Origin of the sequence: Streptomyces sp. NPDC097640 (genome assembly GCF_040302705.1) — a bacterium.
In the GTDB taxonomy this organism is placed as follows: domain Bacteria; phylum Actinomycetota; class Actinomycetes; order Streptomycetales; family Streptomycetaceae; genus Streptomyces.
The window spans coordinates 12795-39402 of record NZ_JBEOSB010000020.1; the positions used below are offsets into that span (position 1 = coordinate 12795).

Annotated in this window: 17 protein-coding genes; 4 read left to right on the plus strand and 13 right to left on the minus strand. The window is 74.5% G+C overall.

What is annotated here, in order from left to right; all coding sequences use genetic code 11:
- Window positions 1-88: 88 nt before the first annotated feature.
- The 3 genes from ABTY62_RS28700 to ABTY62_RS28710 are packed head-to-tail and all read right to left on the minus strand — an operon-like array spanning window position 89 to window position 3315.
- Window positions 89-1120: an RNA polymerase sigma factor gene (locus ABTY62_RS28700; RefSeq protein ID WP_352132305.1), complete on the minus strand. Its 1032-nt coding sequence runs from the start codon at window positions 1118-1120 to the stop codon at window positions 89-91.
- The gene (locus tag ABTY62_RS28705) at window positions 1120-2655 is read right to left on the minus strand and encodes a DUF1996 domain-containing protein (protein WP_352132306.1); all 1536 of its coding nucleotides are present in this window, start codon (window positions 2653-2655) and stop codon (window positions 1120-1122) included. Before ABTY62_RS28705 ends, ABTY62_RS28700 begins: the two co-directional genes overlap by 1 nt.
- 9 nt (window positions 2656-2664) lie before the next feature.
- A complete protein-coding gene (locus tag ABTY62_RS28710; RefSeq protein ID WP_352132307.1) occupies window positions 2665-3315 on the minus strand; it encodes a DUF4142 domain-containing protein in 651 nt (216 codons plus the stop codon).
- Between the two features lie 225 nt (window positions 3316-3540).
- Here ABTY62_RS28710 and ABTY62_RS28715 point away from each other — a divergent pair, with 225 nt between their 5' ends.
- Window positions 3541-4113 carry a hypothetical protein gene (locus tag ABTY62_RS28715; RefSeq protein WP_352132308.1) on the plus strand — a complete coding sequence of 191 codons (573 nt, stop codon included), beginning with the start codon at window positions 3541-3543 and terminating at the stop codon, window positions 4111-4113.
- Between the two features lie 240 nt (window positions 4114-4353).
- Entirely contained in the window at window positions 4354-5691 is a 1338-nt protein-coding gene (gene paaK, locus ABTY62_RS28720) for a phenylacetate--CoA ligase PaaK (protein WP_311725351.1), read from the plus strand.
- A gap of 54 nt (window positions 5692-5745) precedes the next feature.
- Here the strand turns inward: paaK and ABTY62_RS28725 are convergent, their stop codons facing one another.
- Together ABTY62_RS28725 and ABTY62_RS28730 are read right to left on the minus strand one after the other, a co-directional pair.
- A complete protein-coding gene (locus ABTY62_RS28725; protein ID WP_352132309.1) occupies window positions 5746-8685 on the minus strand; it encodes a SpoIIE family protein phosphatase in 2940 nt (979 codons plus the stop codon).
- A 178-nt stretch (window positions 8686-8863) separates the two neighbouring features.
- Window positions 8864-9355 carry a hypothetical protein gene (locus ABTY62_RS28730; RefSeq protein ID WP_352132310.1) on the minus strand — a complete coding sequence of 164 codons (492 nt, stop codon included), beginning with the start codon at window positions 9353-9355 and terminating at the stop codon, window positions 8864-8866.
- Window positions 9356-9464: 109 nt separating this feature from the next.
- Between ABTY62_RS28730 and ABTY62_RS28735 the strand changes: the two genes are divergently transcribed.
- Window positions 9465-13913, plus strand: a complete 4449-nt coding sequence (locus ABTY62_RS28735) for a cation-translocating P-type ATPase (RefSeq protein WP_352132311.1) — start codon at window positions 9465-9467, stop codon at window positions 13911-13913.
- On the opposite strand, the gene ABTY62_RS28740 is transcribed toward ABTY62_RS28735, so the two are convergent.
- From ABTY62_RS28740 to ABTY62_RS28750, 3 genes are all read right to left on the minus strand, one after another.
- On the minus strand, window positions 13910-15316 hold the full coding sequence (locus ABTY62_RS28740) for an FAD-binding oxidoreductase (RefSeq protein WP_352132312.1): 1407 nt from the start codon (window positions 15314-15316) through the stop codon (window positions 13910-13912). The genes ABTY62_RS28735 and ABTY62_RS28740 overlap by 4 nt on opposite strands.
- A 71-nt stretch (window positions 15317-15387) precedes the next feature.
- Window positions 15388-16287, minus strand: a complete 900-nt coding sequence (locus ABTY62_RS28745; RefSeq protein ID WP_352132313.1) for an MBL fold metallo-hydrolase — start codon at window positions 16285-16287, stop codon at window positions 15388-15390.
- 178 nt (window positions 16288-16465) lie between these two features.
- Window positions 16466-17119, minus strand: coding sequence for a LysE family translocator (locus ABTY62_RS28750; protein ID WP_352132314.1), 654 nt, complete (start codon window positions 17117-17119; stop codon window positions 16466-16468).
- 85 nt (window positions 17120-17204) lie between these two features.
- On the opposite strand from ABTY62_RS28750, the gene ABTY62_RS28755 reads away from it, so the two are divergent.
- A complete protein-coding gene (locus ABTY62_RS28755; RefSeq protein WP_352132315.1) occupies window positions 17205-21071 on the plus strand; it encodes an AfsR/SARP family transcriptional regulator in 3867 nt (1288 codons plus the stop codon).
- Window positions 21072-21093: 22 nt separating this feature from the next.
- On the opposite strand, the gene ABTY62_RS28760 is transcribed toward ABTY62_RS28755, so the two are convergent.
- The 5 genes from ABTY62_RS28760 to ABTY62_RS28780 all read right to left on the minus strand — a co-directional run bounded on the left by ABTY62_RS28760 (window position 21094) and on the right by ABTY62_RS28780 (window position 26579).
- The gene (locus ABTY62_RS28760) at window positions 21094-22023 is read right to left on the minus strand and encodes a siderophore-interacting protein (protein WP_352132316.1); all 930 of its coding nucleotides are present in this window, start codon (window positions 22021-22023) and stop codon (window positions 21094-21096) included.
- A gap of 195 nt (window positions 22024-22218) precedes the next feature.
- Window positions 22219-22866, minus strand: a complete 648-nt coding sequence (locus tag ABTY62_RS28765; protein ID WP_352132317.1) for a TetR/AcrR family transcriptional regulator — start codon at window positions 22864-22866, stop codon at window positions 22219-22221.
- 10 nt (window positions 22867-22876) lie between these two features.
- Window positions 22877-25021, minus strand: coding sequence for a xanthine dehydrogenase family protein molybdopterin-binding subunit (locus ABTY62_RS28770; protein ID WP_352132318.1), 2145 nt, complete (start codon window positions 25019-25021; stop codon window positions 22877-22879).
- On the minus strand, window positions 25018-26019 hold the full coding sequence (locus tag ABTY62_RS28775) for an FAD binding domain-containing protein (protein WP_352132319.1): 1002 nt from the start codon (window positions 26017-26019) through the stop codon (window positions 25018-25020). The genes ABTY62_RS28770 and ABTY62_RS28775 overlap by 4 nt, the downstream gene beginning before the upstream one ends.
- A complete protein-coding gene (locus tag ABTY62_RS28780) occupies window positions 26016-26579 on the minus strand; it encodes a (2Fe-2S)-binding protein (protein ID WP_352132320.1) in 564 nt (187 codons plus the stop codon). The genes ABTY62_RS28775 and ABTY62_RS28780 overlap by 4 nt, the downstream gene beginning before the upstream one ends.
- Window positions 26580-26608 lie beyond the last annotated feature (29 nt).

Here is a 26608-nt window from a genome sequence, read left to right on the forward strand (position 1 = left end):
GCCCCGCACACCCCACTGCCGGCCGCGAATCGCGGCCGGCAGTGCCATGTCCGGGGCCGTGTCCGGGCCCGGCCGGAGGGGTGGGGGCTCAGCGCCGTGTGCCGGTGGACTCCGGGGCCCGAGTGGTCCCCGGCATGGCCGAGTTGAGGCCGAGCAGCTCGGTGTACGCCCGCGCGCAGAAGGAACACTCGGCCAGGTGGCGCCCGAGGCCACGGCCGCGTACCGCGCCACGCCGCACCGACGCGCCGATCATGGCGCTGAAGTGGCGGCAGCGGTCGCTGTCCGCGGACTCGGACTGCACATGGGCGCGCAGATACGCCTCGCGCAGCCCCTCACGGGCCCGGAACGCCAGGGACGTGAGACCGCTGGGCGACAGCCCCATCAGCGCGGCCACGCGCTGCGGGGAGGCGTCCTCCACCAGCGTGTGCCACAGCACGGTCCGCCACCGCGCGGGCAGCGTGCGGAAACCGCGGACCAGCAGCCTGCGGTCCTCGTCGGCCAGCAGGCGCTGCTGGGGATCCGCCTCGGTGGTCTCCTGCCGCCACGACTCGAAGTCCGCCGTGAGCAGCACCTGGCGCTCGCCGGCGCTCCACTCGATCGCGGTGTGGCGGATGACGGTCAGCAGATACGGGCGCCAGGGGCCACGTGGACCCCCGCCCGACCGGATGGCCTGCAACGTACGAATGAACGCCTCGGACACGAGGTCCTCGGCGTCGTGGAGGGTGCGGCAGCAGGTGCGGGCGTAGGCGAGCGCCGCCTCGTGGTGGCGGCGGTAGAGGATCTCACCGGGCGTCGGATCCATGGCGCCGAGCCGGCCTCGGTACCCGTCCTTGAGCCGCTGGGTGAGTTCCTGGTCCGTGGGCGATGCCTCACGGCCTCGGGGATCCGGCCCCGTCCGCCCGGGTAACCGCCCGGGGGTGCCCTGGGGTAGCTCCTCGGGGTCGGCCCGGTCCGGGTGGTCCGGGTGGCCCGGGGGGCCCGGGGGGCCCGAACGCTCCGCGTGGTCCGGGTGCTGGGCGGCCGGATCGCCGCCGTCCGCGTCGTCCGCGGTCTCGTGCTGCGCGGAAACGCGGCGTGCGCCGACCGAGGAACGGTCGGCGCACGCCTGGCGTTGGGGCATCAGCCGCACTTCCGGCCGCTGTTGATGCAGTCCACCGCCTCGCTCATCAGCTTGTCCGACATCACGTTGATGAAGTCGTCGTGGTCGGTGATCGGCTTGTGCAACTGCTCGGGGAAACCGTCGACCGCGTAGGTCTGACCCGCCGGGACCTCATAGGTGATCTTGTTCACCAGCTGGGGGATCGCCTGGAAGCCATTGGGGCAGGAGCCGTCCTGCTGGGCGAAGGCCACGTGGTCACGGTGGTTCGCGCTGTCGGCGTTCTTGCCGTCCCAGCAGCTCTGGAAGGCGAAGCTGCGCACCACGTCGCTGCCCGCGGGGCAGAGCGGGTACTTGTCGGTCAGCTGGCGGTCCTCGAAGCCGGTGCAGCTCCAGTGGGCGTTGGCGTTGGCCGTGCCGTTGGTGAACGCCTTGGCGTCACCGGTGATGATCCGCAGGAAGCGGGGCATCGCCGTGACCTTGCCGACCGGGTTGCCCTTGAACTCGAGTGTGGAGCTCTTGGCGGTCAGGATCCGGCCGACGTTGCCCTCCAGGCCGCCGCCGAGCTGGTTGGCGTCCTTCTCCTGGGTGCCGTCCTGTACCCGGACCACCGGCCAGTAGTACGTGGACTGGTCGCCGTTGGTGCAGGTGGTGTCGCCCGCGGCCAGGCTGTCGTTGGTGGAGTTGGCGCTCGTGGTCTTGTTGCCCACGTAGTCGTGGGTGTGGTGGGCGCCGTTGCCCACGCCGGGCGCGACGATCACGTTGTCGGTGTTGCGGATGCCCTGCTCGTTGACGCCGCACTTCGACTCGAAGACGCCGGTCGACGCGCCGCCCTGGTTCTGCGGCTCCTTGACGTTGGGCTGCACCTTCGTGATGTCGACGAAGTCGTCCTGCGAGGGGCCGTTGCCCTGCTGTCCGCCGTTGCCACCCTGGTTGCCGCCCTGCTGCTGGCCGCCACCTTGCTGGTTGCCGCCCTGCTGCTGGCCGCCTTGCTGCTGGCCGCCACCTTGCTGGTTGCCGCCCTGCTGCTGGCCGCCCTGCTGGTTGCCGCCTTGCTGGTTGCCCTGCTGGCCGCCGCCCTGCTGGTTGCCGCCCTGGCCGTTGCCACGGCCCTTCCCGGCGAAGTTGGTCTGCATCTTGCAGGCGCTCATCTGCTCAAGGCCCGCCGGGCGTTGGGAGCTGCGGCCGATGGCGATCCCGATGCGGTCCAGGGTGGCCGTGCGCTGCTGCTGAAGCGTGGTGAGCACGGAGTCCGTGCCCGCCTCCTTCTTGGCCATCCGCTGGTAGGCGTTGGCCACCTGGGTGTCCAGCTCGGCCAGGTTCCTGTCGACCTCGGCACGGGCCTGACGGGGCACGGTGTTGAGCTTCTGGCCCACGTCGGGGCAGCTGATCGTGCCCGCCGTAGCCGACAGCGTCCGGTCCTGGCCGGAGCTCTTGTCGCCGCTCGCGGACGCGTTCGCCGCGATGATGGCCGCCCCGCCGCCGCCGAGCGCCAGCGCGGCCACGATGGCCACGGTCTTGTTTGTGAAACGCCCGCGTTTATGGGTCTGTTGCCTCATGAGATCACTTCACTTTGTGTTGAGGGCCTCGAAGTCGACAAGTCCGGTGTCCTCAAGGACCGTGATGTGGTCGAGAACGACTGCGTTGGCCCTTGTCGCGAGGGACCTGACCATGGAGTTCTCGCTCTGCGCCCGTACCTGAGCGACCAGGCCGAAGACCTTTCCGTGCGCGGCGCGCAGGAGGTTGGCGAACAGCTGCTGGAACTCGGCCGGTGACGCGGCCGTGGTCATCTGGTTGAGCCAGCCCTGCTGCTGCTCATTGGGCTGGGTGGGCAGGGGGATTCCGAGAGCCTGGCCCACCTCGTTGGATCGGCGGTCCAGCTCGGTGTGGCCCTCGATGAGGTGTTCACCCGCGGTCTTCACGGCGTCGGTGTTACCGCGCTCCTGCGCCATGCGCCCCGAGGGCAGCTCCCACAGGCCGGCGAGCTTGACCTTGCGGACGAAGTCCCTGTCGACCGCGGTGAGCGGTCCGTATTGCGTACTGATGGTTCCTTTACCGTCGTCGATGACCCCGCTCGGGAGCGCTGCGGCGCTGCTTTGGCCGAACAGGCTCACGGGGATGAGCAGTGCCGCGAGCGTCATCGCGAGCGCACCAATGATGAGCCCGGTCCCGATCGTGCGGCTGGAAGCAATGGATCTGCTGATGATGGCTGATCGCACAGCGCCCTCCTTGGTTCGGAGTGACACCGGACGCTAGTGCCTGGTGTGGCCCGGGAGTGGAGAGCTCATCACCAATGAATAAAAGCCTGACAGCGATCTCTACTTGCTGGTACTCTCCCGAATTTTTTGCCATCCGCCCGTCCGGGCCGCTGCACCGGTCTTCGCGGCGGCGCGCGAAGGAATTCCCGGAACCGGTGAACGACCCGCGCCCCGCCTACGTATGGGATGGATGTGAAGCCCGAGCACGCACCGCGAAGGTGCTTCCCGGAAGACGCCTCCCGTCCGGCGCCCGGCCGCGCCGCCGTGGCCCCGCGCCCCCGGCCGCTGGCCCCGCCGCGCCGCCGGATCGCCGCCGTGGCCCCGGCCGTGGCGGTGATGGCGCTGCTGGCCGCCGGGTGCGGATCGGACGCCGACTCCGACAAGGCGGCGATCGACCGCGGCGGAAAGGCCAAGCCGAGCGCGAGCGCCCCGGCCGCCCGCCCCGCCAGCGTTGAGAAGCTGGCCGGGACCATGGGGTGCAAGCCGGAGATCACCACGGATGTCGACGACTACCGTCAGGGGGTCTGCCACGCGGGCAAGAAGAACTATGTCTTCCTCAGCTTTGTGACCACCAAGGGGCAGCGCGACTGGCTCGGCTACGCCCAGATGTACGGCGGGACGTATCTGGTCGGCAACCGCTGGGTGGTCTCGGCGGAGTCCATGCGCACGCTGAAGGAGGCCCGGGACAAGCTCGGCGGCACCATCGAGGAGTCCGCCGCGTACGGGGCTTCCCCGACGGCCGGGACGCCCTCGCCCTGACCGCCCGAGGCGGCGGCCGGGCCTCGCGCCCGCCTGCCGCCCCTCGCCGATCCGCCCCGTTTGTTCCCTCTGTCTGTCCCCTATATAGGGCCCCTCCGCGAGGCCCTCCGCAGCGTCCCCATATATAGGGGACAAGGGAGCGGCCGCGCCGACCCTTGACAGCCCCGTCGGTTGCTGGATTACTTGATCGCGTCGCGCGCTAAACCGAATGGTCGGTCGGCTCCTTGGGGTGGTGCCAGCATGACGGATTCGACGACTGCCGCGGGTGGCGGACGCAGACTGGGGTCCCCGCCGCCGGCCGAGCTCCTCGACGCCGCCGAACGGATGGGGCCGGAAGAGCTGCGCGAGACCCAGCTCGCCCGGCTGCGGGCCACCCTCAGGCGGGTCCACGACCATGTCGAGCCGTACCGGAGGAAGTTCCGCGCGGCCGGCATCGAACCCGAGGACTGCCGCACGCTCGCGGACCTGGCCCGCTTCCCCCTCACCACCAAGGCCGATCTGCGCGACGCCTACCCCTTCGGGATGCTCGCCGTGGACCGCTCCAGGCTGCGCCGCGTCCACGCCTCCAGCGGCACCACCGGCCGCCCCACCGTCGTCGGCTACACCGAGAACGACCTGTCCATGTGGGCCGAGGTGGTCGCCCGCTCGCTGCGCGCGGCCGGCGGACGCCCCGGCCAGATGGTGCACATCTCCTACGGCTACGGCCTGTTCACCGGCGGCCTCGGCGCCCACTACGGCGCCGAGCGCCTCGGCTGTGCCGTCGTCCCCGCCTCCGGCGGGATGACCGCCCGCCAGGTGCGGATCATCGAGGACTTCGGGCCCGAGGTCATCATGGTCACCCCCTCCTACATGCTCACCCTCCTCGACGAGTTCGAGCGCCAGGGCATCGACCCGCGCACCACCTCCCTCAAGGTCGGCGTCTTCGGCGCCGAGCCGTGGACGGAGGAGATGCGCCGGGAGATCGAGGAGCGCGCCGGCCTCCACGCGGTGGACATATACGGGCTGTCCGAGGTGATCGGCCCGGGGGTGGCCCAGGAGTGCGTGGAGACCAAGGACGGGCTGCATGTGTGGGAGGACCACTTCTACCCCGAGATCGTGGACCCGGTCACCGGCGAGCCGGTGGCCGCCGGCGAGGAGGGTGAGCTGGTCCTGACCTCGCTGACCAAGGAGGCCCTGCCCGTCATCCGCTACCGCACCGGCGATCTGACCCGGCTGCTGCCCGGCACGGCCCGGCCCGCGTTCCGCCGCATCCAGAAGATCACCGGCCGCTGCGACGACATGATCATCCTGCGCGGGGTGAACCTCTTCCCCAGTCAGATCGAGGAGATCGTGCTGCGCACCCCCGGCGTCGCCCCGCACTTCCAGCTGCTGCTGACCCGGCGCGGCCGGATGGACCACCTGACCGTACGGGCCGAGGCGCGCCCCGGGGCCACGCCCGAGGCGCGCGCGGCGGCCGAGCGGGCCATCGCCCAGGCGGTCAAGGACGGGGTGGGGCTGACCGTCGAGGCGGAGGTCGTGGAGCCGGAGTCGCTGGAGCGCTCCGTCGGAAAGATCCGCCGGGTGAAGGATCTGCGCTGACGGCCCACCAGGTCAGCGCGCCCAGGTCAGCGGAGCGTCATCAGCTGATCCAGGTCAGCGCACCCCGCCGCGGGGCAGCGGCTGTTCGGTCCAGATCACCTTGCCGTGCTCGGTGTAGCGGGTGCCCCAGCGCTGGGCGAGCTGGGCGACCAGGAACAGCCCGCGGCCGCCCTCGTCGGTGGTGCGGGCCCGGCGCAGCCGAGGGGAGGTGCTGCTGCCGTCGGCCATCTCGCAGATCAGCGCGCGCTCGCGGAGCAGCCGCAGCTGTAGCGGTTCGCGGCCGTACCGGATGGCGTTGGTGACCAGCTCGCTGACGATCAGTTCGGTGGTGAACGCCGGTTCCTCCAGCCCCCACTCGGTCAGCCGGTCCAGGACCTCCTGGCGCGCCCGGGAGACCTCGGCCGGGTCCGCGGGCAGGTCCCAGACGGCGACCTGGTCGTCGGCCAGGGCCCGGGTGCGGGCCACGAGCAGTACCACATCGTCCGCGGGACGGTCCGGAAGCAGCGACTCCAGGGCGTCGCAGGCCTGTTCCGGCGTGCGGCCCGCGCGGGCGAGGACGGTCCGCAGCCGCTCGAAGCCGACCTCCGCGTCACGGCCGGTGGCGCCGGTGAGCAGGCCGTCGGTGTAGAGCACCAGCAGGCTGCCCTCGGGGACCTCGAAGTCGGCGGTCTCGAACGGCAGGCCACCCACGCCGAGCGGCGGCCCCGGGGGCACGTCGGGGAACTCCACGGTGCCGTCGGGCAGGACGAGGGCGGGCGGCGGGTGTCCGGCCCGGGCGGCGGTGCAGCGGCGGGTCACCGGGTCGTAGACGGCGTACAGACACCCGGAGCCGACGATGCCCGGCTCATGCCCCGAGTCCGCTGTGTCCGGCCCTGCTGCGGATTCGGTCCCTCCGGGGGACGGTGCGTCCGGGGCCGGCCCCTCCGCGCCCATGCCGTCCCGGCCCATCGCCTCCGGGTCCAACCGGCAGACCAGGTCGTCGAGTTGGGTGAGGACCTCGTCGACGGCCAGATCCAGCGCCGAGAAGTTGTGGACCGCGGTACGCAGCCGCCCCATGGTCGCCGTCGCGTGCAGACCGTGCCCGACCACATCGCCGACCGCCAGGGCCACCCGGGCCCCGGACAGCGGGATCACATCGAACCAGTCGCCCCCGACCCCGGTCGTCGCGGGCCGATAGCGGTGGGCGGCCTCCACCGCGTGCTGCGCGGGCAGGCCGTGGGGGAGCAGGCTGCGCTGGAGCGCCAGGGCGGTCGCGTGCTCGCGGGTGAAGCGCCGCGCGTTGTCGATGCACACGGCGGCGCGGCTGACCAGGTCCTCGGCCAAGGACAGATCGTCCTCCTCGAAGGGCTGCTTGAGCGCGGAGCGATAGAACCCGGCCACGCCCAGGACGACGCCCCGGGCCCGCATCGGCACCGCGATCAGCGAGTGGATCCCGGCCCGCAGCACCCGCCCGCCGCGGTTGGGGTCGTGGGCCAGCCAGCCGTGGGCCTCGTGCAGATAGGGCTCGAGCACGGGGTCGCCGGTGGCGAGCGCGCGGGCCTGCGGCGTCGACGGGACGTAGCCGACCGACTCGCCCACCGGATACAGGTGGGACGCCATGCCCGCCCCCGCCATCGCCACCCGGCGCAGCGGGCCGTCGGTCCGTACCGGCTCCTCGCCGCGCAGCACACAGTCCGGCAGATCCACGACGACATAGTCGGCGAACCGCGGCACGGCCACCTCGGTCAGCTCCTCGGCGGTGCGGGTGACGTCCAAGGTGGTGCCGACCGTGACCCCCGCCTCGCACAGCAGCCCCAGCCGCTCCCGGGCCAGCAGCGCCAGCCGGCTGACGCCGGGCTCCCCGACGGCCAGCGGCTCGCCCCGGGGCTGCTCGCCGAACGGGGCGGGGGCGTCGGCGGAGCGGGCGGTGGGGACGAGCGTCTCCGGGACCAGAATCTCCGGGCCGGGCGTTCCGCCGACGGGCGTTTCGGCGCCGGGCGTTTCGGGGCCGGGCGTTGCGGGGGCGGACGTTTCCGGGGCGAGCGGTGCGTGGGCGAGCGGTGCGTGGGCGACGGGGACCGCGCCCGGTCCGCCCGGCGGACCCATGGCGTCGGGGGAGCCCAGGCTGTCCTGCGGGGCGCATCGGTGCAGCCCGCCGCCGGGCAGCACGGCCTCCACGAGGAAGCCCGTCGCCCCCGACCGGCTCCGCGCCTCGTGGCACCACAGCGTGACGCCCCGGCCCCCGGGGAGCCACGCCTCCGCCACCCCGGCGTGCCCCGCGGCGATCAGCTGCATGGCCAGTTCCTCCAGGGCCAGCCGGTCCCGTCGGCCGAGGGCGTCGGCGGCCTCCCGGGGGCTGCCCCGGGGGAAGGCGGCGAGCAGGGCCCGCTCGCGGGCGGTGATCCGGTCGAGCAGCCGCTGCTCCACGTCGACCGCCGCCTGGTGGACCAGGCCCAGCATGGACGCGTCGGCATGGCGATGGTTGCAGGTCAGGTCAAGCGCGCCGACGACCCGCCCGCTCAGGGGGTCGCGGATGGGGGCGGCGGCGCAGGCGAACTGCCGCATGATGTCGGCGAAGTGCTCCCGGCCGCAGACGAAGGCGGGCTGCCGGGCCGCGAGCGCGGTGCCCATGCCGTTGGTGCCGGTGAGTTCCTCGGAGAAGGCGAAGCCGGGGGCGAGGTTCAGGGAGTCCAGAAAGCGGTTGAGCGAGTGCTCGCCGACCCGGCGCTCCAGTACCCGGGCGTCCTGGTCGCACAGGACCGCGCTCACCCGGATGCCGGAGACCTGGGTCTCGAGCCGGTCCAGCACCGGCCGGGCGGCATCGGCGAGGCTGCCGCCGAGGTCCAGCTCCGTGTGGTACAGCACCTCCACGTGGTCGGCAGCGATGCCCAGCGACCGGCAGCGCTCCCAGGAGCTGAGGATCGGCGGACGCACGGCGCGCCTGACGAGCCTCCCCGCCAGAAAACGGTCATGGGCATCGGTGAGGGCGGCGGTGTCGTCCCAGCTGACGGGCACATCATCACTTCCCCGAGGAAAAACTCCCTCTTTCGAGGTTCAAGTTTCACCCCAAAGCGTGCTATATGCCAGCATCACGGTTGATACCGTAAAGACCGGGCAAAACCATGCGACGGGCCGATCTCGGGGGCTTCGCCCCTGGGCCCCCGAGGGCTGGGGCGGGGCCCCGGTTCGCGGCTCAGGCCGCCCGGGCGGCGGTCCGGCGGGCGGTGGAGGGCGGTGCCATGGCGCCGCCGCGGCGCAGCACCGCGTAGCCGATGCCGATGCCCACGGCCACCGGCCATTCGAGCGCGTCCGCGGCGCCCAGCAGCCCCAGGCCCACATACAGCGGCAGGCCGCCCTGGGCGGGCAGCCACCGGCGGGCCACCGCCACCGGCAGCAGCGCCGCGTCGGCCAGGCCGCCCGCCACGCGCCCCGCCGAGGGGACGGTGATGGTGATGGACCGCTGACCGTCGGCCGCGGCCTTGGTGACCTTCCCGGCCTTCGCCACGGCCTTGGTGCCTTTCGCCGCGGCCGTGCTCTTCGCGGCCGGTGCGGTCTTCCGCTGGGTCGTCGCCTTCCGCTCCGTCGTCGCCTTCCGCTCAGTTGTCGCCTTCCGCCGGGGCGCTGTCTTCGTCTTGTCCGAGGACCCGCGCTTGCGGGAAATGGTGGGAGTACTCACAGATCTCACGTCCACACATGGTTGACGTTTCGGTAATTACTCACTTTTCAGGGTAATCGGGATTCATCTTCCGCCGAATGGGGGCGGCTGCCGGGCGACGTCTAGGGAGGCCGCGTCGATGTCAGCGTCATCACGGTCGGGGCTGTCAGGACTGCCGGGGCTGCCGGGGTTGCACATCCCGGTGGTCACCCCGCTGCTGACGCCGCTCACCAGCGGGGTGACCGCCGGCGTGCGCGGCGCGGCCGGGCTGGTCGGGCGGCTGGTCAGGCTGCCACGGCGCGGGGTCTGGTCCCACCCCGGGCGCTGCTATATCGAGGTCCGGGGGGTGCACGGCATCGGGGGCGAGCACGTGGGCCACCGCGTGGAGAGAGCGCTCGAGTCACACCCCCGCGTCCGGTGGGCGCGGGTCAACGCCCCCTCCGAACGCGTCGTGGTGTCGGTCGCCTCCCCGCCGCCGCGCGAGTCCGAGCTGGTCGCCCTGGTCGAGCAGGCCGAGGAGCTGGCAGCCGCCGTCGCCGGGGAGTTCGACGAGTGGCTCCCGGAGCCGCAGCACCCGTCCGAGGGGCCCAACACGCCCGAGTCCGTGTCCGCGCTGACCGCGGACGCCGTGGGTCTGACGCTCGCCACCGCGCTGCGCCTGGCTCCCTGGCTCAAACTGCCCCACGAGGTGGGCGCGCTGGCCTCCCTGCTCCAGCACCACCCCCGGATCCGCCGGCTGGCCGCGGCGATCGGCGGCGCGGAACGGGCCGAATCGGCCCTGACCGCGATGAGCGCCCTGACCCAGGGCGTGGCCACCCGCGGCGGAGGGCTCGCGCTGGACGTGATCGAGCGCCTGGCGCAGTGGCGGGAGGCCGCCGCGGAGAGCGAGGCATGGGAAGCGGCGGAGCCGCGGCTGGTGCACGGGCCGCGGGACGTCGTGGCCGAGCCGATCGTCGTCGAGCGCCCCGGACCGCCCCCGAGGGACGCGACCACGCGCTACGCGGAGCGGTCCCTGCGGGCCGGGGCGGTCGCCGGCGCCCTCGCCGTGCCGTTCGCCGGCCCCCGCCGCGGCCTGGCCGTGGCGCTGGCCTCCATCCCCAAGGCGCCGGGGGCGGGCAGGGAGGGCTTCGCGACCAACCTCGGCCGCTTCCTCGCGCTGCGCGGCGTGGTGGCCATGGACCGCGGCGCGCTGCGGCGGCTCGGCCAGGTCGACACCGTGGTGCTGGACGAGGAGGCGCTGCGCGGCGACCGGTACGAGCCCATCGACATGGAAGTGCTCGGCGGGGCCGAGGCCCCGCAGGCCGCCGAGCGGCTGTTCGAACTCTTCGACTCCGACGGCCCCCTCGAAGTCCGCCGCAACGGCCAGGGCTGGGCGCTGGGGCCGCCGGACCGGCTCGACCTGACGGGCCGTACGGGCGGCCAGGCCGCCGCCAGACTGCGCGGCAAGGGCAGCGAGCGCGTCCTCGGCCTGGCCAAGGGGAGCCGTCTGCGGGCCGTGGTGGGGCTGGCCGCGCAGACCGTCCCGGGCGCCGAGGCCGTGGCCGCCGCCGCCCGCCGGGCGGGCGCCCGCGTCGTCCTGGCCACCGACCGGGCGCACCCGGCGTTCACCTTCGCCGACGCGGTGGTGCCCGCCGGAGGGCGCCTCGTGGCCTCGGTGCGCGCCCTCCAGGCCGACGGTGCGGTGGTGCTGCTGCTGTCCGGCAACCGCCGGGCGCTGGGCGCCGCGGACTGCGCCATCGGCACCCACCGCGAGGGCGAGCCCCCGCCCTGGGGAGCACATCTGCTGGTCGGCGCCGACCTGGAGTCGGCCGGGGTGATCGTGGACGCGGTCGGGGTGGCGGCCCGGGTCGACCGGGACAGCGCCACGCTCGCGGCGGGCGGCAGCGGCGTCGGCGCCGTCGCCGCCCTCAACGCCCCCCGCCGGCAGGCCGCCCCGCGCGCCACCAGCGCCAGCAACGTCGCCGGGACCATCGCCTTCTGCATGGGCAACTGGCGCGCCCAGCAGCTGATCGCACGCCCCCTGGCGCCACCGGTGACCTCCGTCCCCTGGCATCTGATGCCCGTCCGGCGCGTCCTGGAGCGCCTGGACACCCGGACCGACGGGCTCACCGGCGCCGAGGCCGCCACCCGCGCCCACGGCGCCCCGCGCACCGGCGAGCCGACCCGCACCAGCCTGCCCTCGGCGTTCATCGAGGAGCTGGCCAACCCCCTCACCCCGGTGCTCGCCGCCGGGGCCGCGCTGGCCGCCGCCGTGGGATCGCGCACCGACGCCGCGCTGGTCGCCGCCATCACCGGCACCTCCGCCCTGGTCGGCGGGGTCCAGCGGGTCAGGACCGAGCGCGCCCTGGCCGAGCTGTTCTCCCGCTCGGCCATCGGCGCCCGGGTACGCCGCGGCGGCGCCGAGCGGCTGGTCGCCGCCGGGGACCTGGTGCCCGGCGACATCATCACCCTGCGCCCCGAGGACGTGGTGCCCGCCGACTGCCGGCTGCTGGAGGCCGAGGGCGTCGAGGTCGACGAGTCCTCCCTGACCGGCGAGTCCCTCCCCGTGCCCAAGGACCCGGCACCGGTGGCCGCCGCCCACATCACCGGGCGCCGCTCGATGCTCTACGAGGGCACCACCGTCTCCGCGGGGCGGGCGCTGGCCGTCGTGGTGGCCACCGGCACCTCCACCGAGGTCGGCCGCAGCCTCGCCACCGCGCGCCAGGCCGCGCCCGTCACCGGCGTGGAGGCCCGGCTGACCAAGCTGACCCGCGCCAGCCTGCCCATCGCCATCGGCTCCGCGTCAGCGGTGTCCGGCGCCGCGCTGCTGCACGGCCGCAAGGTGACCGACACGCTCGCCTCCGCGGTGAACCTCGCCGTCGCCTCCGTACCCGAAGGGCTGCCGTTCCTGGTCAACGCGGCCCAGCTCGCCGCCGCCCGCCGCCTGGCCGACCTCGGCGCGCTGGTGCGCAACCCCCGCACCATCGAGGCGCTCGGCCGCGCCGACATCCTGTGCTTCGACAAGACCGGCACCCTCACCGAGGGCAATCTGCAACTCGCGGCCGTCGGCGACGGGGAGGTCGAACTGCCCGCCGACCGGCTCGACAACCCGCGCAAGGCGGTGCTCGCCGCCGCGCTCCGCGCCACCCCGCCCGCCCGGCAGGCGGAGCCCATGGCCCACCAGACCGACCGCGCGGTGATGGCGGGCGCCCGCCGCGCCCGCGTCACCGTACGGCACGGCGCCCCCCGCTGGCGGCGCACCGACGCCCTGCCCTTCGAGCCGTCCCGCGCCTATCACGCCACCGCCGGGCGCGACTCGCACGGCCTGATCCTGAGTGTGAAGGGCGCACCGGAGAACGTGCTGCGCCGCTGCGCCCGCCGGCGGACCCGGGACGCGGAGTCCCCGCTGGACCCCGCCGCCGTCGAGCAGCTCACCGACCGCGCCGAGGAGCTCGCCGGGGCCGGCCGACGGGTGCTGGCCGTGGCCGAGCGCCCCATGGCGGACGACGAGGAGCTCACCGACGAGGCCGTGCGGGACCTGGTGTTCCTCGGGTTCATCGCACTGGCCGACCCGGTCCGCACCAGCGCCGCCCCCGCCACCAGACGGCTCCACGAGGCGGGCGTGCACACGGTGATGCTCACCGGCGACCACCCGGCCACCGCGGACGCCATCGCGGCGACCGTCAGCGACGTCCCCGAGCCGAAGGTGTGCACAGGGCCCGAGCTGGACGAACTCGACGACGCGGCCCTCGACGAACTGCTGCCCGCCGTCGATGTGATCGCCCGGTGCAGCCCGCACCACAAGGTCCGCATCGTCCAGGCCTACCAGCGCCTGGGGCGGGTCGTGGCGATGACCGGCGACGGGGCCAACGACGCGCCCGCCATCCGCCTCGCGGACGTCGGGATCGCCCTCGGCCGGCGCGGCACGCCCGCCGCCACCGCCGCGGCCGACCTGGTCGTCGGCGACGACCGCCTGGAGACCATCGTCTCGGCGCTGATGGAGGGGCGGGCCATGTGGGCCTCGGTGCGGGCCGCGCTCGCCATCCTCATCGGCGGCAACCTCGGGGAGGTCACCTTCAGCGTGGTCACCGCCGCGCTCACCGGCGGCACACCGCTGAGCGCCCGGCAGATCATGCTGGTCAACCTGCTCACCGACCTCGCGCCCGCGCTCGCCATCGCGGTGCGCGAGCCGACCGGCCACACCGGCGAGCGGCTGCTGCGCGAAGGGCCGCACCGCTCCCTCGGCACCGCCCTGACCCACGAGATGCTGCTGCGCGGCGTCATCACCGCCCTCGGGGCGGGCATGGCCTGGACCGGCGCGCGGCTCACCGGCCGGGGGCGCCGCGCGAGCACGGTCGCGCTCGTCGCCCTGGTCGGCACCCAGCTCGCCCAGACCCTGGCCACCGGCGGCCTGGACCGGCACGTCCTGATCGCGGGGCTCGGCTCCGCCGCGGTCCTCGCGGGCATCGTCCAGACGCCGGGCGTCAGCCAGTTCTTCGGCTCCACCCCGCTGGGCCCCGTGGCGTGGGGCATCACCCTCGGCTCCATCGCCACGGCCACCCTGGTCGGCGCGGCGCTGACCCCGCTGATGCGCACGCTGTCGGACTAGGGCGGGGCTGGGCCCGGGCTCAGGTACGAGTGGAAGGCGCCGTCCGGGTCGTACCGCGCCCGCACCTCCCGCAGCCGCCGCCAGTCGGCCGGGGTGTACGACCGCTCGGCGCGGGTGGGGGCGGCGGTGAGGTCGGCCTCGGCGATGTAGTGCCCGGTGCCCAGCGGCTCCACCCGGCGCATGGCCTCCCGCAGCCACCGCGCATTCGCCCCGTCCCGGCCCGGGTCGTCCCACACCGCGTACGGCACGACGTACGACCTGCCGAGCACCGAGAACGCCATGTCGCCCAGCAGCCGCTCGTCCCGGGAGGCGGGCCGGAACGGCGCCAGGACGGACGACTTGCCGGAGGGCGCGGCGGCGATGGCGTCGGCGAGCGGGGTCAGCAGCGCCCCCAGGTGGTCGTCGGACCACAGGGTGTCCGCCGCGAAGCGGTGCTTGGCGGGCCAGGCCGACGAGGCGCCGCCGGACAGCGTGGCGAAGGAGGCCGGCTCGCTCTCGCGGCGGAACAGCGCCCGTGCCACGACGGGGCAGCTCCGCAGGGGCTCGGTGAGGCGGACGGCCTCCTCCCACGAGTCCGCGAACGCCACGGCGGACACGGTGATCACCGGGGTCCTGGGGGCTGTGGGGAAGACGGCCGGGTCGGCCGTGGCGAGCTGGATCGTCAGCTCCACCTCGGCCGGGAGCTCCTCCGAAACCCCGGAGATGTGCCGCGCCACCTCCTCGGTGCCGGCGAGGGGGAAGGCGTAGGAAGTCGTCGCGACGGCCCCGGGCAGCGGGTGCAGGGCGAGGTCGAAGCCGGTGACGACGGCGAAGAAGCCGGGCCCCGCGCCCCGCGCCGCCCAGAACAGATCCGCGTTCTCCCCGGCGTCGCACCCGACCACCTCGCCGTCCGCGGTGACGGCCTCGACGCGCCGGACGCTCGCGCAGGCCGGGCCCCAGGCGCCGGAGTTCCAGCCGAGGCCGCCGCTGAGGAGATAGCCGCCCATCGCCACCGACTCGCAGTGCCCCGTGGCGTACGCGAGGCCGTAGCGGGCCAGCCGGGCGGCGAGTTCCCCGCCCGTGACCCCCGGCTGCACATGGGCCGTCCGGGCCGCCGGGTCGATCACGTACCGGCGCAGCCCGGAGAGGTCGATGAGCATTCCGCCCTCGCGCAGCGACGAGCCGCACCAGCTGTGCCCGCCCGCCCGTACGGCGATCCGCATGCCGCTCGCGCGGGCCAGCAGCACCGCTTCGGGAACGTCCCGCTCGGAGGCGGCCACCACGATGACATCCGGGGACCGGGACGGTGTCAGCTCGTTCCACACCATGCTCGCGCGGAGCTTCTCGTAACCGGGGTCGCCCCGCCGGACGACCGCCCCCTCGATGGCTCGGGCCCGGCCCCGGACCTGCGGGTATCTGCTCATACCGCCCTCCTGGGGAGCGGGGGGAGAGGCAGTGGCGTGAGCGCCGGAATGCCGTGTTCCAGCCTATCGGGTCACCAGCGGACGGCGGAGAAGTCGATCGGCTGGGGCCGCAGCGCCCGCACACGGTCCGTCAGCCCCGCCAGGCGGCGGGCCATTTCGTCGGCGGGCAGCCGCCTGCGGTCCCCGTGGCCGGGCAGCAGCCACTCGAAGCGCAGGTGTGGCGCCGAGCGGGCCAGGGACGCGGCCAGCTCCTCGATCGAGTACCAGGTCACGCTCTCCACGACCTCGATGTCCTCCGTGGTGCGCGACCAGTACAGGCTGTCGCCGCTGAAGCAGTACCGGTCGTCCGCGAGGTAGAGCACGCTGCCCTCGGTGTGCCCGGGCAGCGGATGGGCGACCAGGCCGTCGGCGACCTCGACCGGCTCGGTGCCGCGCAGCACCCGGTCGGCGTCCGGGGCGGCGGCGAGGTCGCCCTCGTGGATCCACAGCCGGGCGCCGAGGCGGTCGGCCCAGCGGCGGCCGTGCGCGGCGTGGTCGCGGTGGGTGAGCAGCACCTCGGTCACCGGGCCGAGCGCCTCGTACCGCTCCGCCAGCGCCTCGCTCCAGCGCGGCGTGTCGACCATGACGTTTCCCGACGGGCGGCGCAGCAGGTACGAATTGGCCGCGGCGGTCTGCGTGGAGTTGTGTCCGCACAGGTACACGGAGTCGTCCAGGGCCATCGGAAACGGGTCGAGCTCCGGGTCGAGCCGCCGGGACGGCGGGCGGATCGACCGGACGTGGCAGGCGTACGCGGCGGTGTGCAGCAGCCTGTTCTCGGCCTCGTCGCGCGGCTGGCGCAGCACCCGCGAGCGGCCGTCGGCAGCCTCGCCGATCAGCCCGGGGGCGAGCTGCCGGGCCACATCGCAGTTCGTGCAGCGGTCGTCCACGTACCAGCCGTTCTGTCCGCCGTCCGGCCGCGCTGTGTCGCTCATGGTCGAAGGTCCTCCCGACGTCGCCGATCACGGCCGGTGTCCGGCCGCTCACCTCATGGATATCCCGGTTCGGACGAAAACCGGAAGAGGGGCCGGACCTTGTTGTTTTCCGGGGAGACGACTCTGAGCGGCCACGGCGCAGGCGGGGGATTGGCTATATTTCGTCGCTCTTTGTCGTTCAGCGGCTGTCGAGCGCCAGACGGACGGCGAGACCGCCGAAGACCACGGCCGAGGCCCGCTCCAGCCGGCGGCGGAACGAGGGCCGGCTGAGGAGCTTGTCGGCCAGGCTCCCGGCGGCCAGCCCGACCGTGGCGTCCACCGGCAGCCCGATCATGATGAACAGCCCGCCGAGGGTCAGCAGCTGGAGCCACACCGGCCACGCCCCGTCGCCCACGGTGAGGAACTGCGGCAGAAACGCCAGGTAGAAGAGGATGACCTTGGGATTGGCCACATTGGTCAGCGTCGCCATCAGGTAGAGCTTGCGCAGCGGCCGCCGGGGCGCGGTGGCGGTGGCGGCGGCAGTGTCCTGCTCCCCGCCCGGCGTACGGCGACCCGCCCGCCAGGAGGTGACGGCGAGGTAGATCAGAAACACCGCGCCCGCCAGCCGCACCACCTCCAGCGCCTCAGGGGCGGCCCGGAACAGCGCGCTCAGGCCGAGCGCCGCGGCGAGCGTGTGCACGGCCAGACCGGTCGACATGCCGAGGGCGGCCACCACCCCGGCGCGGCGGCCTCCGGACGTGGCGTTGGCCACGATGAAGAGCATGTCCGGGCCTGGGGCGACGCTGAGCAGGAACGCGGCCGCCACGAAGGCGGCGATCAGGGAGAGGTCCATGGCCGGAGTATCACCACGGCCGCGAGCGGGACGAAAATGATTTCGCGATGCGGGACGGTGCGGGTCGGTTGGTGACAATGGGCGGGTGAACTACCGCTACCGCGTCCTCGGCGCCACCCAGGCCCTCCGTCCGGACGGCACCGAGGTGCCGCTCGGCGGCGCCCGGCTGCGGGCGCTGCTGGGCGCGCTGGCCCTGGGCGGCGGCCGGCCGGCGTCCACGGCGCAGCTGGCCGCCGAGCTGTGGGGCGAGGACGAGGCGCCGCCCGCCGACGAAGTGGCGGCGGTGCAGGCGCTGGTGGGACGGCTGCGGCGGGCGCTGGGCAAGGAGGCGGTGGCCTCGGTGCCCGGCGGCTACCGCCTGGTGGCGGACAAGGACGATATCGACCTGTTCCGCTTCGAGCGGCTGGCGGCGGAGGGCTCCGCAGCATTCGGCGCGGGCGATGCGCGCCTGGCCGCCGCGCTGCTCGACGAGGCGCTCGAGCTGTGGCGCGGGCCGCTGCTCGCGGACCTCCCGGGCGCGGGCGGAGGCGTGTCCTCCGCGTCGCGTGGCGGGCCCGTGGCCATACGGGCCGAACGGCGCCACGCCCAGGCGCGCCGTGACCGCCTGGCGGCGGAGGTGGCACTGGGCGGCGCGGAGGGCGCCCTGGCCGAACTGGCGGCGCTGGCGGGCCAGGAGCCGCTGGACGAGCCGCTTCAGGCCCTGTGGATCCGCGCCCTGCGGGCCGCCGGCCGGCGTGCCGAGGCCTTGCAGGCGTACGAGGAGGTCCGGCTCCGCCTCGCCGATCGACTCGGCGCGGATCCGGGCGGCGAACTGCGCGCCCTGCACGCCGAACTGCTCGCCGAAGACGCGGCCCCGCTCGCCGCGGAGGGCCCGGCGCGGTCCGGCGGGTGGGGCGGGTCGGGTGGCGCGTGGCGACAGGACGCGCGGGACGGCTCGGGTCGGCGCGGGGGGAGCGGTGGGCCGGGAGGTGTGGGGCGGCATCCCGGGAATGGCGCGCAGGGGCGCGCCGGGCAGGACGGCCCGAAACGGCGCGGGGAGCACGACGGTTGGCCACGACCTGAGCAGAGCGGCCGCGGCGGACAGGGACAGGGATACGGCGGGCAGCGCGGCGGGCGCCGTGACAGCGCGCGGGGCGCTTTGGGACAGGGCGCCCGGCAGGGTGGCATGGAGCGGGATGGCGCGTGCGGTGGGCGGGAGTTCGGCGGGGACGGCGGCGCGCAGCGGCGCGGCGCGGGCGGCGAGCCGTGGCACGCCGAAGGCGATATGGCGTGGCACGCCGAAGGCGGTGCCGGGGAGCGCGGTGGGTCCGACAGCACATGGCAGGACGACCAGCGTGCTGGGCCCGCCGCGGATGGCGGGCAGCGCGGGCCGGGAAATCTGCGGCCCCGGCTCACCACCTTCGTGGGGCGCGAGGCCGAACTGGGTGAGTTGGCAGGCGAGTTGCGCGCCCGGCGCCTGGTCACCCTGATGGGCACCGGCGGCGTCGGGAAGACCCGGCTGGCCCTGGAGGCCGCCGAGGCGGCGGCCGGGGCCTGGCCGGACGGGGTGTGGCTGGCCGAGCTGGCGCCCGTACGGGACGGGGAGACCGTGCCGGAGGCGGTGCTGACCGCCGTCGGGGCGCGCGACACGGCGCTGCGGGGGCCCGGCGCCCGGGAGCTGCGGGCGGCCGAGGGCGCCGCGCCAGGGCCGCTCGCCGAGCTGGTGGAGCACTGCGGTCGGCGCCGGATGCTGCTCGTCCTGGACAACTGCGAGCATGTGATCGGCGCCGCCGCCGAGTTGGCCCGGTCGCTGCTCACCGGCTGCCCGGGCGTGACCGTGCTGGCCACCAGCCGGGAGCCGCTGGGCGTGCCGGGCGAGTGGGCACGGCCCGTCGAGCCGCTGCCGGGCGAGGTGGCGCTGCGGCTGCTCGCGGAGCGCGGCGCCGCCGTGCGCCCCGGGTTCGGCGTGGCCGACGACCGGCCCGCCTGTGTGGAGATCTGCCGTCGCCTCGACGGCCTCCCGCTGGCCATCGAGCTGGCCGCGGCCCGGCTGCGGGCGCTGACTCCGCGCCAGATCGCCGACCGGCTGGACAGCCGCTTCCGGCTGCTGACCGGCGGCCACCGGACCGCGCTGCCCCGGCAGCGGACGCTGCGGGCGGTGGTGGACTGGTCCTGGGACCTGCTGGACGAGGACGAGCGGACCGTGCTGCGGCGGCTGGCCGTCTTCTCGGGCGGCTGTGCGCTGGAGGAGGCCGAGGCGGTCTGCGCGGTGGGCGCCCCGGGCGACTGGGCCGACGGGGGCGCCCCGGGCGACTGGGCCGATCCCGCCCCGAAGGACGCCCTGGACACCCTGAACATCCTGAGCTCCCTCGTCGACAAGTCGCTCGTGCTCGCCGTCCCCGAGGGGCCGGGCGGGATGCGCTACCGGCTGCTGGAGACCGTCGCCGAGTACGCCGCGCGGCGGCTGGCGGAGGCCGGGGAGCGGGAGGCCGTCGAGCGGCGGCATCTGACCGTCTTCCGCGAACTGGTCCGCGTCGGCGACCCGCTGCTGCGCGGCCCGGAACAGGCGCGGTGGCTGCGGCGGTTCGAGGCGGAGCACGACAATCTGCGGGCCGCGCTGCGCCGGGCCGTGGCGCTGCGGGAGGAGCAGGAGGGGCTGTGCCTGGCGCTGTCCATGAGCTGGTTCTGGCAGCAGCGCAACCACCTGGGCGACGTACGCTCCTGGGCTCCCGCCGTCGCCGCGCTCGGCCCCGACCCCTTCCTCCCGCCCGTGCGGCCCGCCGTGCCGCTGGCCGAGCCCTGCACCGACCGGCCGCCGCCCTGGTCCGAGGAGCAGCTGTGGGAGGCCCGGCGCGGGGTGCGGCTGCTGGTCTTCGCGAGCAGCGGAGAGAGCGGTGGCGCCTCCGTCGACTGGGAGGGCGGCCAGGAGTATCTGCGCGGGATCGTCGACGCGTACCGGCCGGGCCTGCCGCAGACCTTCCGCCAGCCGGGCTTCGTGTGGTTCTCCGCCAAGCTCCTCACCGGCCGGGCCGCGAGCCTCGGCGAGACGCTGGACGACATGGTGCGGGGCTGCCGGGAGCTGGGCCACCCCTGGGAGCTCGGCTTCGCCCTGCTGATGCGCGCCAGGACGCGGTACGACCGCCCCGGCGGGACCGAGCGGTCGGTGGACGACGCCGACCAGTCGCTGAGGCAGTTCGAACGGGCCGGTGATCCCTGGGGGATCGCGGAGTCGCTGTCCGCGCGCGGCGAGGCGTACGAGTGGCGGGGCCGGTACGAGGAGGCCGCCGCCGACTTCGCCCGCGCCATCGAGGTCTCCGCGCGGGGCGGCGCACAGCCCCAGGTCCCGGCGCTCGAGGCCAGGCTGGCGTCCGTACGTCTTGAGACCGCCCGGGACGCGGAGGAGGCGGCCGAGGCCGAACGGCTGCTGCGCGAAGCGGTGGTGGAGTCGGGCCGGTATGCCGGGGAGACCCTGGACACGGCGCGGCTGATGCTGGTCCAGCACCTCGGCCGCACCGGCCGCACCGGCGCCGCCCGCGACCAGCTGGAACTGCTGGAGCAGGCGTTTCCGGCCACCACCCCGGCGATTCTCACCGGCATGGTGGCGGGTCTGCACGGCTGGCTGGACTGCGTGGACGGCGCGTACGAGCGCGCCCGGAGCCGGCTGAGGCAGGCCGTGAGCTCGCTGGAGCCCCTGGCGTATCTGGTCGCCCCGCATCTGATCGCCGAGCAGTTCATCAGCGCCGCCTGGGCCAAGGCGCACCTGGGCGCGGCGGAGGACGGGGCGCGGCTGCTCGGCGCCTACGACCACGGGCCCGTGATGGAGGGCTTCTGCTTCCGTACGCTCTCGGCCGCCGCCGAGGTACGGCAGCGGGCCGAGGCGGAGCTGCGCCGGGTGCTGGACGCGGGGGCGTACGAGCGCGCCTACGCCGAGGGCGGCGGCCTCGCGGTGCGGGACGCCGCCGCCCTCGTGTGACGCCGGGCCGGGCGGGCCCGGCTCAGCCGTTCTGCTCGGCCTGCGCGTCCGCCACCCGCTCCCGCGCCTCGGCCAGGTCCTCCTCGGTCGGGGCGTCGTCCTGGGTGAGCTTCAGCCGCCAGTAGCCGGTGAAGTCGATCGACCGCCGGTCGATGCCGCGCTCGCCCACCAGATGACGGCGCAGGCTCCGTACCGCCCCCGCCTCACCGGCCAGCCACGCGAACACCGAGCCGGGCGGGAAGGGGGCCGAACGCACCGCGTCGAGCAGCGCCCCATTGCCTCCAATGGGGCGCCCGTTCCGGTGCAGCCAGTGCACCTCCACCTCGCCGGCGGTCGTGAAGCGCTGCTCCTCGGCCGCGTCGGCGACCTCGATGTACGCCACCGCGCGGGCGCCCTCGGGCAGCGCCTCGATCAGCGTGCCGATCGCGGGCAGCGCGGACTCGTCCCCGGCCAGCAGCGTCCAGTCGGCCTCGCCGAGCGGCACGGGGCGGGCGAAGGCCGCCGACGGGCCGAACATGCCGAGCGTGTCGCCGGGCCCGGCCGTCAGCGCCCAGCTGGTCGCAGGGCCCACGTCGCTGTGCCCGTCCCCGTCCCCGTCCCCGTCGCCGTGCCCGTCCCCGGCTCCGGCTCCGTGCAGCACGAAGTCGATGTCGAGCGTCCGGCTGTGCGCGTGATGCGCCCGGATGGTGTAGCTCCGCATCCACGGCCGCTCGTCCTCGGGGATCGCCTGGTACGCCTCGTACCACCGCATCACATCGCCGTCCGGGCCGGGCTCCGGAAGGCGGGGCGCCGACTGGCCCGGCCTGGGGAAGTACAACTTGACCTGCTGGTCGGGCGCGTCGCAGACGAAGTCGGCGAGGTCGTCCCCGCCGAAGGTCACGCGCGCCATGCGCGGGGTGATCCGCCGTACCTCGGTGACCTGGATGAACCGGACCGGCAACGACTGCTGCACCGAGCCTCCTGAAGGCAGTGGGTGTGAACGGCGGCCACGGCATCCGGGCGTGTCCGCCTGTGTCCACGACGCTCCCAGCCGCCCCCTACAGCCGGTCGACAGCTCGCCTACAGCCCACCGACCAGCCCACACGCGGCGGAGCCGCACATCGACACTGCGGGAAGGGGCGGGGTGGGGAAGGGCCCGCCGCAGGCGTCAGGATCCGCCGGGCGCCTGAGCCCCCGCGTCCGGGAGCCCGTATCCGTCCACCATGGCGCGGGCCGCCCGCGTGGCGCGGGCGGCGACCTCCGCCGCCACCGCGTCGGGTTCGCCGAATACTCCGTCGAGCAGGAGGGCGACATAGCCGCGCGCCAGCGCGGAGAGCGCTTCGAGCAGCTCGACGGCGGCCTTCGCCGCCCGGTCCGGCGGCACCACGTCGAACGCGCTCGGCAGCAGCAGGTCGATGAACTCCCTGGTGCTGTCGCGCAGTTCCAGGTGGTGGGCGCGCAGGCCGGGGGCGAAGAGCAGGTCGAACGCGCCCCGGTGGACGGCCGCCGCGCGCACATAGCTGCCCGCGACCATGGCGAGGCGCTCCTGGGGCGAGGTGGCCGCGGCCACGCCCTGGAGATGGATCGTCCGCAGCCTGCGCGAGACCTCCAGGGCGGCGGCCGCCAACAGCGTGTCGCGATCGGCGAAGTGGCGGTACGGCGCCCCGGGGCTCACCCGGGTGCGGCGCGCGGCCTCAGCGACGGAGAAGCCGCGCACCCCCACCTCGTCGACTATGTCGAGTGTCGCCCTGACCAGCGCGGCGGCGAGGTCGCCGTGGTGGTAGGCGCCGCGTTCCCTGCCCCCGCTGTGTGCCATCCGGCCGACCTTATCGGATATCCGTTCGGTTTTCTCCGGCCCCGTCGCGCATGACCCGCAGGGCCTCGCGCGACCGCTCGATGCGGATCGGCAGATCCCGCGCCCGTACGCCGGTGGCGTGGTGGAAGGCGTTCGCGATGGCGGCCGCCGCGCCCACGATGCCCAGCTCGCCGATGCCCTTGCCGCCGACCGGGTTGAGCCGGTCGTCGCGCTCGTCCAGCCAGTGCACCTCCAGCTTCGGGACGTCGGCGTGGGCGGCGATGTGGTAGCCCGCGAAGTCGTGGTTGGCGAAGTCGCCGAACGCCGGGTCCACCTCGCCGACCTCCAGCAGCGCCATCGAGAGCCCCATCGTCATCGCCCCGAGGAACTGGGAGCGGGCCGTGGTGGGGCTGAGGATCCGTCCGGCCGCGAACACCCCCAGCATCCGGTCGACGCGGATCTCGCCGGTGTCGGCGTCCACCCGCACCTGGGCGAACTGCGCGCCGAAGGTGTGGCGTGAGAGGTCCGCCCGCTCCTGGAGGTCCTCGGTGGTGTCGGCCACCACCTCCAGGCCCCCGTCCGGGACGACACCCGCGTAGCCGCGCATCTCCTCCACCAGCGCACGGCACGCCTTGTGGACGGCCCAGCCCCACGAGGACGTGCCCATCGAACCGCCGGCGAACGTCGCCACGCCCAGCGACGCCCGGCCGATCTCCAGCCGCAGCCGCGTCAGGGACACCCCGAGCGCGTCCGCCGCCACCTGCGTCAGCGCGGTCCGCGCCCCCGTACCGATGTCGACCGCGCCGATCCGGACCACGAAGGTGCCGTCCGGCTCGGCGCGCGCGGTGGCCGTGGAGGGCGCGGTGTAGTCGGGGTGGTGCGAGGCGGCCATGCCGGTGCCGACCAGCCAGCGCCCCTCCCGGCGGACCCCCGGCGCCGGATCGCGCCGCTCCCAGCCGAACCGCGCGGCGCCCTCGCGCAGACACTCGACCAGGCTGCGGCTGCTGAACGGCTTGCCGGTGCCCGGGTCCAGCTCCGGCTCGTTGCGGATGCGCAGCTCGATCGGGTCCATGCCCAGCTCGACGGCCAGCTCGTCGACGGCCGACTCCAGCGCGAACATGCCCGGGGTGTGGCCGGGCGCCCGGAACCAGGCGGGCGTCATGATGTCCAGCGGCGCCACCTTCACGGTGGTGCGGACATCCGGCGCCGCGTACATCATCCGCGTCGAGGACACCGTCTGGTCGGCGAACTCCAGCATCCTCGACCGCGGCTGCACCGACTCGTGGTCGATCGCGGTCAGCCGGCCGTCCCGCTCGGCCCCGAGCCGGATCCGCTGGATCGTCGGCGCCCGGTGGGGGACCAGCGCGAACATCTGCTGCCGGGTCAGCGCGATCTTCACCGGCCGCCGTACGACCTGGGAGGCCAGCACGGCCAGGACGGTCGGCGAGCGCGGAATGCCCTTGGAGCCGAAGCCGCCGCCGACGTGCTCGGTGACGACCTCCACCGCGTCCAGGCCGAGCCCGAACAGCCCGGCCATCAACTGCGCGGCGAAGTGCGGGCCCTGGTTGGAGTCGTGCAGGGTCAGCCGGCTCTCCTGCCAGGAGGCGATGGTGGCGTGCGGCTCCATCGGGCTCGGATGCTCCACCGGAGTGGTGTACGTGGCGTCGGTGCGCACCGGGGCGGCCGCCAGGGCGCGCTCCACGTCGCCCCGCTCCTGGAACCCGGGTTCGCCGTCGGTCACCCGCTCGGGGACGTACGCCGCCTCGTCGTCCGCGCGCAGCACCACGTCGTGCGGCTCGGGCGCGTAGCTCAGCCGCACCGCCGCCGCGGCCTCGCGCGCGGACTCCAGGGAGGTGGCCACCACCGCCGCCACGATCTGCCCGTGGTAGGCCACCTCGGGGGACTGGAGCACGAACAGGTCGGCGCTGACCTCGGCGTCCGCGTTCAGCCGCGGGGCGTTGCCGGAGTCGAGGACCGTCAGCACGCCGGGCAGGGCGAGGGCCGCGGCCGCGTCCACCTCCGTCACCCGGCCGCGGGCGATCGTCGACTGCACCGGCCAGACATAGGTGATGTCCGGGGTCGGGAACTCATACGAGTACAGCGCCTCCCCGGTGACCTTCTGGGGGCCGTCCACCCGGGTCAGCGGGGCGCCGATCGTCTGCTCGACGGTGGTCATGCGCGATCCTTCCTCGCGGCCAGGTCGCGGATGGCCGCGACGATCAGATCAATGGTCAGGTCGACCTTGAACGCGTTGTCAGGCAGCGGGCGGGCGGCGGCCAGCTCCGCCCGGGCCGCCTCGCGCAGCGTCGCCTCGTCCGGGCGCCGCCCGCGCAGCAGCTCCTCCGCCGTCCTCGCCCGCCAGGGGCGCGGCGCCACGCCGCCGAGCGCGATCCGTACGTCCGCGAGCCGGCCCGACTCGTCCAGGCTCACCGCCGCGCCCACGCTGACCAGCGCGAAGGCGTACGAGCGGCGGTCGCGCACCTTGCGGTAGGCCATCGCCGCGCCCGGCGGTGGCGCCGGCAGCTCCACGGCGGTGATCAGGTCGCCGTGTTCCAGCACGGTCTCGCGCTCCGGCGTGTCGCCGGGCAGCACATACAGCTCCTCCACCGGGACGGTGCGCGCGCCGCCGTCCGCCGACCGCAGCCGCGCCACCGCGTCCAGCGCGACCAGCGCCACCGCCATGTCGGACGGGTGGCCCGCCACGCAGTGTTCGGAGGTGCCGAGGATCGCGAGCTCGCGGTGCGCGCCCTCGATCGCGGGACAGCCCGAGCCCGGCCGGCGCTTGTTGCAGGGCTTGGTCACGTCCTGGAAGTAGCCGCAGCGGGTGCGCTGCATCAGATTGCCCGCCACCGTGGCCACCGTGCGCAGCTGCCCGGACGCGCCCGCCAGCAGCGCCTGCGACAGCAGCGGGAAGTGCCGCCGGACACCCGGGTCGCCGGCCAGCTCGCCATTGCGCATCGCGGCGCCGATCAGCGCCGAGCCGTCGTCGCGGTGCTCGACGCGGTCGTGGTCGAGCCGCGAGACGTCCACGACCAGGCCCGGCCCCGCGACACCCAGCTTCATCAGGTCCACCAGATTGGTGCCGCCGCCCAGGTACACGGCGTCGGGCCGGTCCGCCACCAGCGCGGCCGCCTCGTCGGCGTCGGCCGCCCGTACGTACGCGAACTCCCTCATCGCGCGCCGCCCCCGTCCGTGCCCGCCGCCTCCAGGACGGCCTCCACGATGCCGCCGTACGCGCCGCAGCGGCACAGATTGCCGCTCATCCGCTCGCGGACCTCCTCGTGGTCCAGCGCGCCGACCCCCGCGGCGGTGGCGACGTCTTCGGTCACCTGGCTCGGCCAGCCGCGCCGGGCCTCGCCGAGCGCCCCGATCGCCGAGCAGATCTGGCCCGGTGTGCAGTAGCCGCACTGGAGCCCGTCGTGGTCGAGGAACGCCCGCTGCACCGGGTGCAGCCCGTCGCCGCCCGTCAGGCCCGCCACCCCCTCGATCGAGACGATGTCCCGCCCCTCGGCCGCCACCGCGAACATCAGACAGCTGTTCACCCGCTCCCCGTCCATCAGGACGGTGCACGCGCCGCACTGCCCGTGGTCGCACCCCTTCTTCGTGCCGGTCAGGCCCAGCCGCTCGCGGAGCACATCGAGCAGGGTGGTGCGGTTGTCCACGGTCAGAGGGTGTTTCTCGCCGTTGATCCGCAAGGTGATGTCGCTACTCGGAGACGAATGTGAGAGGCTCATACATCCAATGTATCAACCTCTTACATGAG

Excerpts from the sequence above, each read along its gene's own strand:
- paaK (WP_311725351.1), top strand. The coding sequence starts at position 4,354 with ATGACGGATTCGACGACTGCCGCGGGTGGCGGACGCAGACTGGGGTCC.
- ABTY62_RS28745 (WP_352132313.1), bottom strand. The coding sequence starts at position 16,287 with ATGAGCGACACAGCGCGGCCGGACGGCGGACAGAACGGCTGGTACGTG.
- ABTY62_RS28705 (WP_352132306.1), bottom strand. The coding sequence starts at position 2,655 with ATGAGGCAACAGACCCATAAACGCGGGCGTTTCACAAACAAGACCGTG.
- ABTY62_RS28740 (WP_352132312.1), bottom strand. The coding sequence starts at position 15,316 with ATGAGCAGATACCCGCAGGTCCGGGGCCGGGCCCGAGCCATCGAGGGG.
- ABTY62_RS28780 (WP_352132320.1), bottom strand. The coding sequence starts at position 26,579 with ATGAGCCTCTCACATTCGTCTCCGAGTAGCGACATCACCTTGCGGATC.
- ABTY62_RS28735 (WP_352132311.1), top strand. The coding sequence starts at position 9,465 with ATGTCAGCGTCATCACGGTCGGGGCTGTCAGGACTGCCGGGGCTGCCG.
- ABTY62_RS28750 (WP_352132314.1), bottom strand. The coding sequence starts at position 17,119 with ATGGACCTCTCCCTGATCGCCGCCTTCGTGGCGGCCGCGTTCCTGCTC.
- ABTY62_RS28770 (WP_352132318.1), bottom strand. The coding sequence starts at position 25,021 with ATGACCACCGTCGAGCAGACGATCGGCGCCCCGCTGACCCGGGTGGAC.
- ABTY62_RS28765 (WP_352132317.1), bottom strand. The coding sequence starts at position 22,866 with ATGGCACACAGCGGGGGCAGGGAACGCGGCGCCTACCACCACGGCGAC.
- ABTY62_RS28715 (WP_352132308.1), top strand. The coding sequence starts at position 3,541 with ATGGATGTGAAGCCCGAGCACGCACCGCGAAGGTGCTTCCCGGAAGAC.
- ABTY62_RS28700 (WP_352132305.1), bottom strand. The coding sequence starts at position 1,120 with ATGCCCCAACGCCAGGCGTGCGCCGACCGTTCCTCGGTCGGCGCACGC.
- ABTY62_RS28775 (WP_352132319.1), bottom strand. The coding sequence starts at position 26,019 with ATGAGGGAGTTCGCGTACGTACGGGCGGCCGACGCCGACGAGGCGGCC.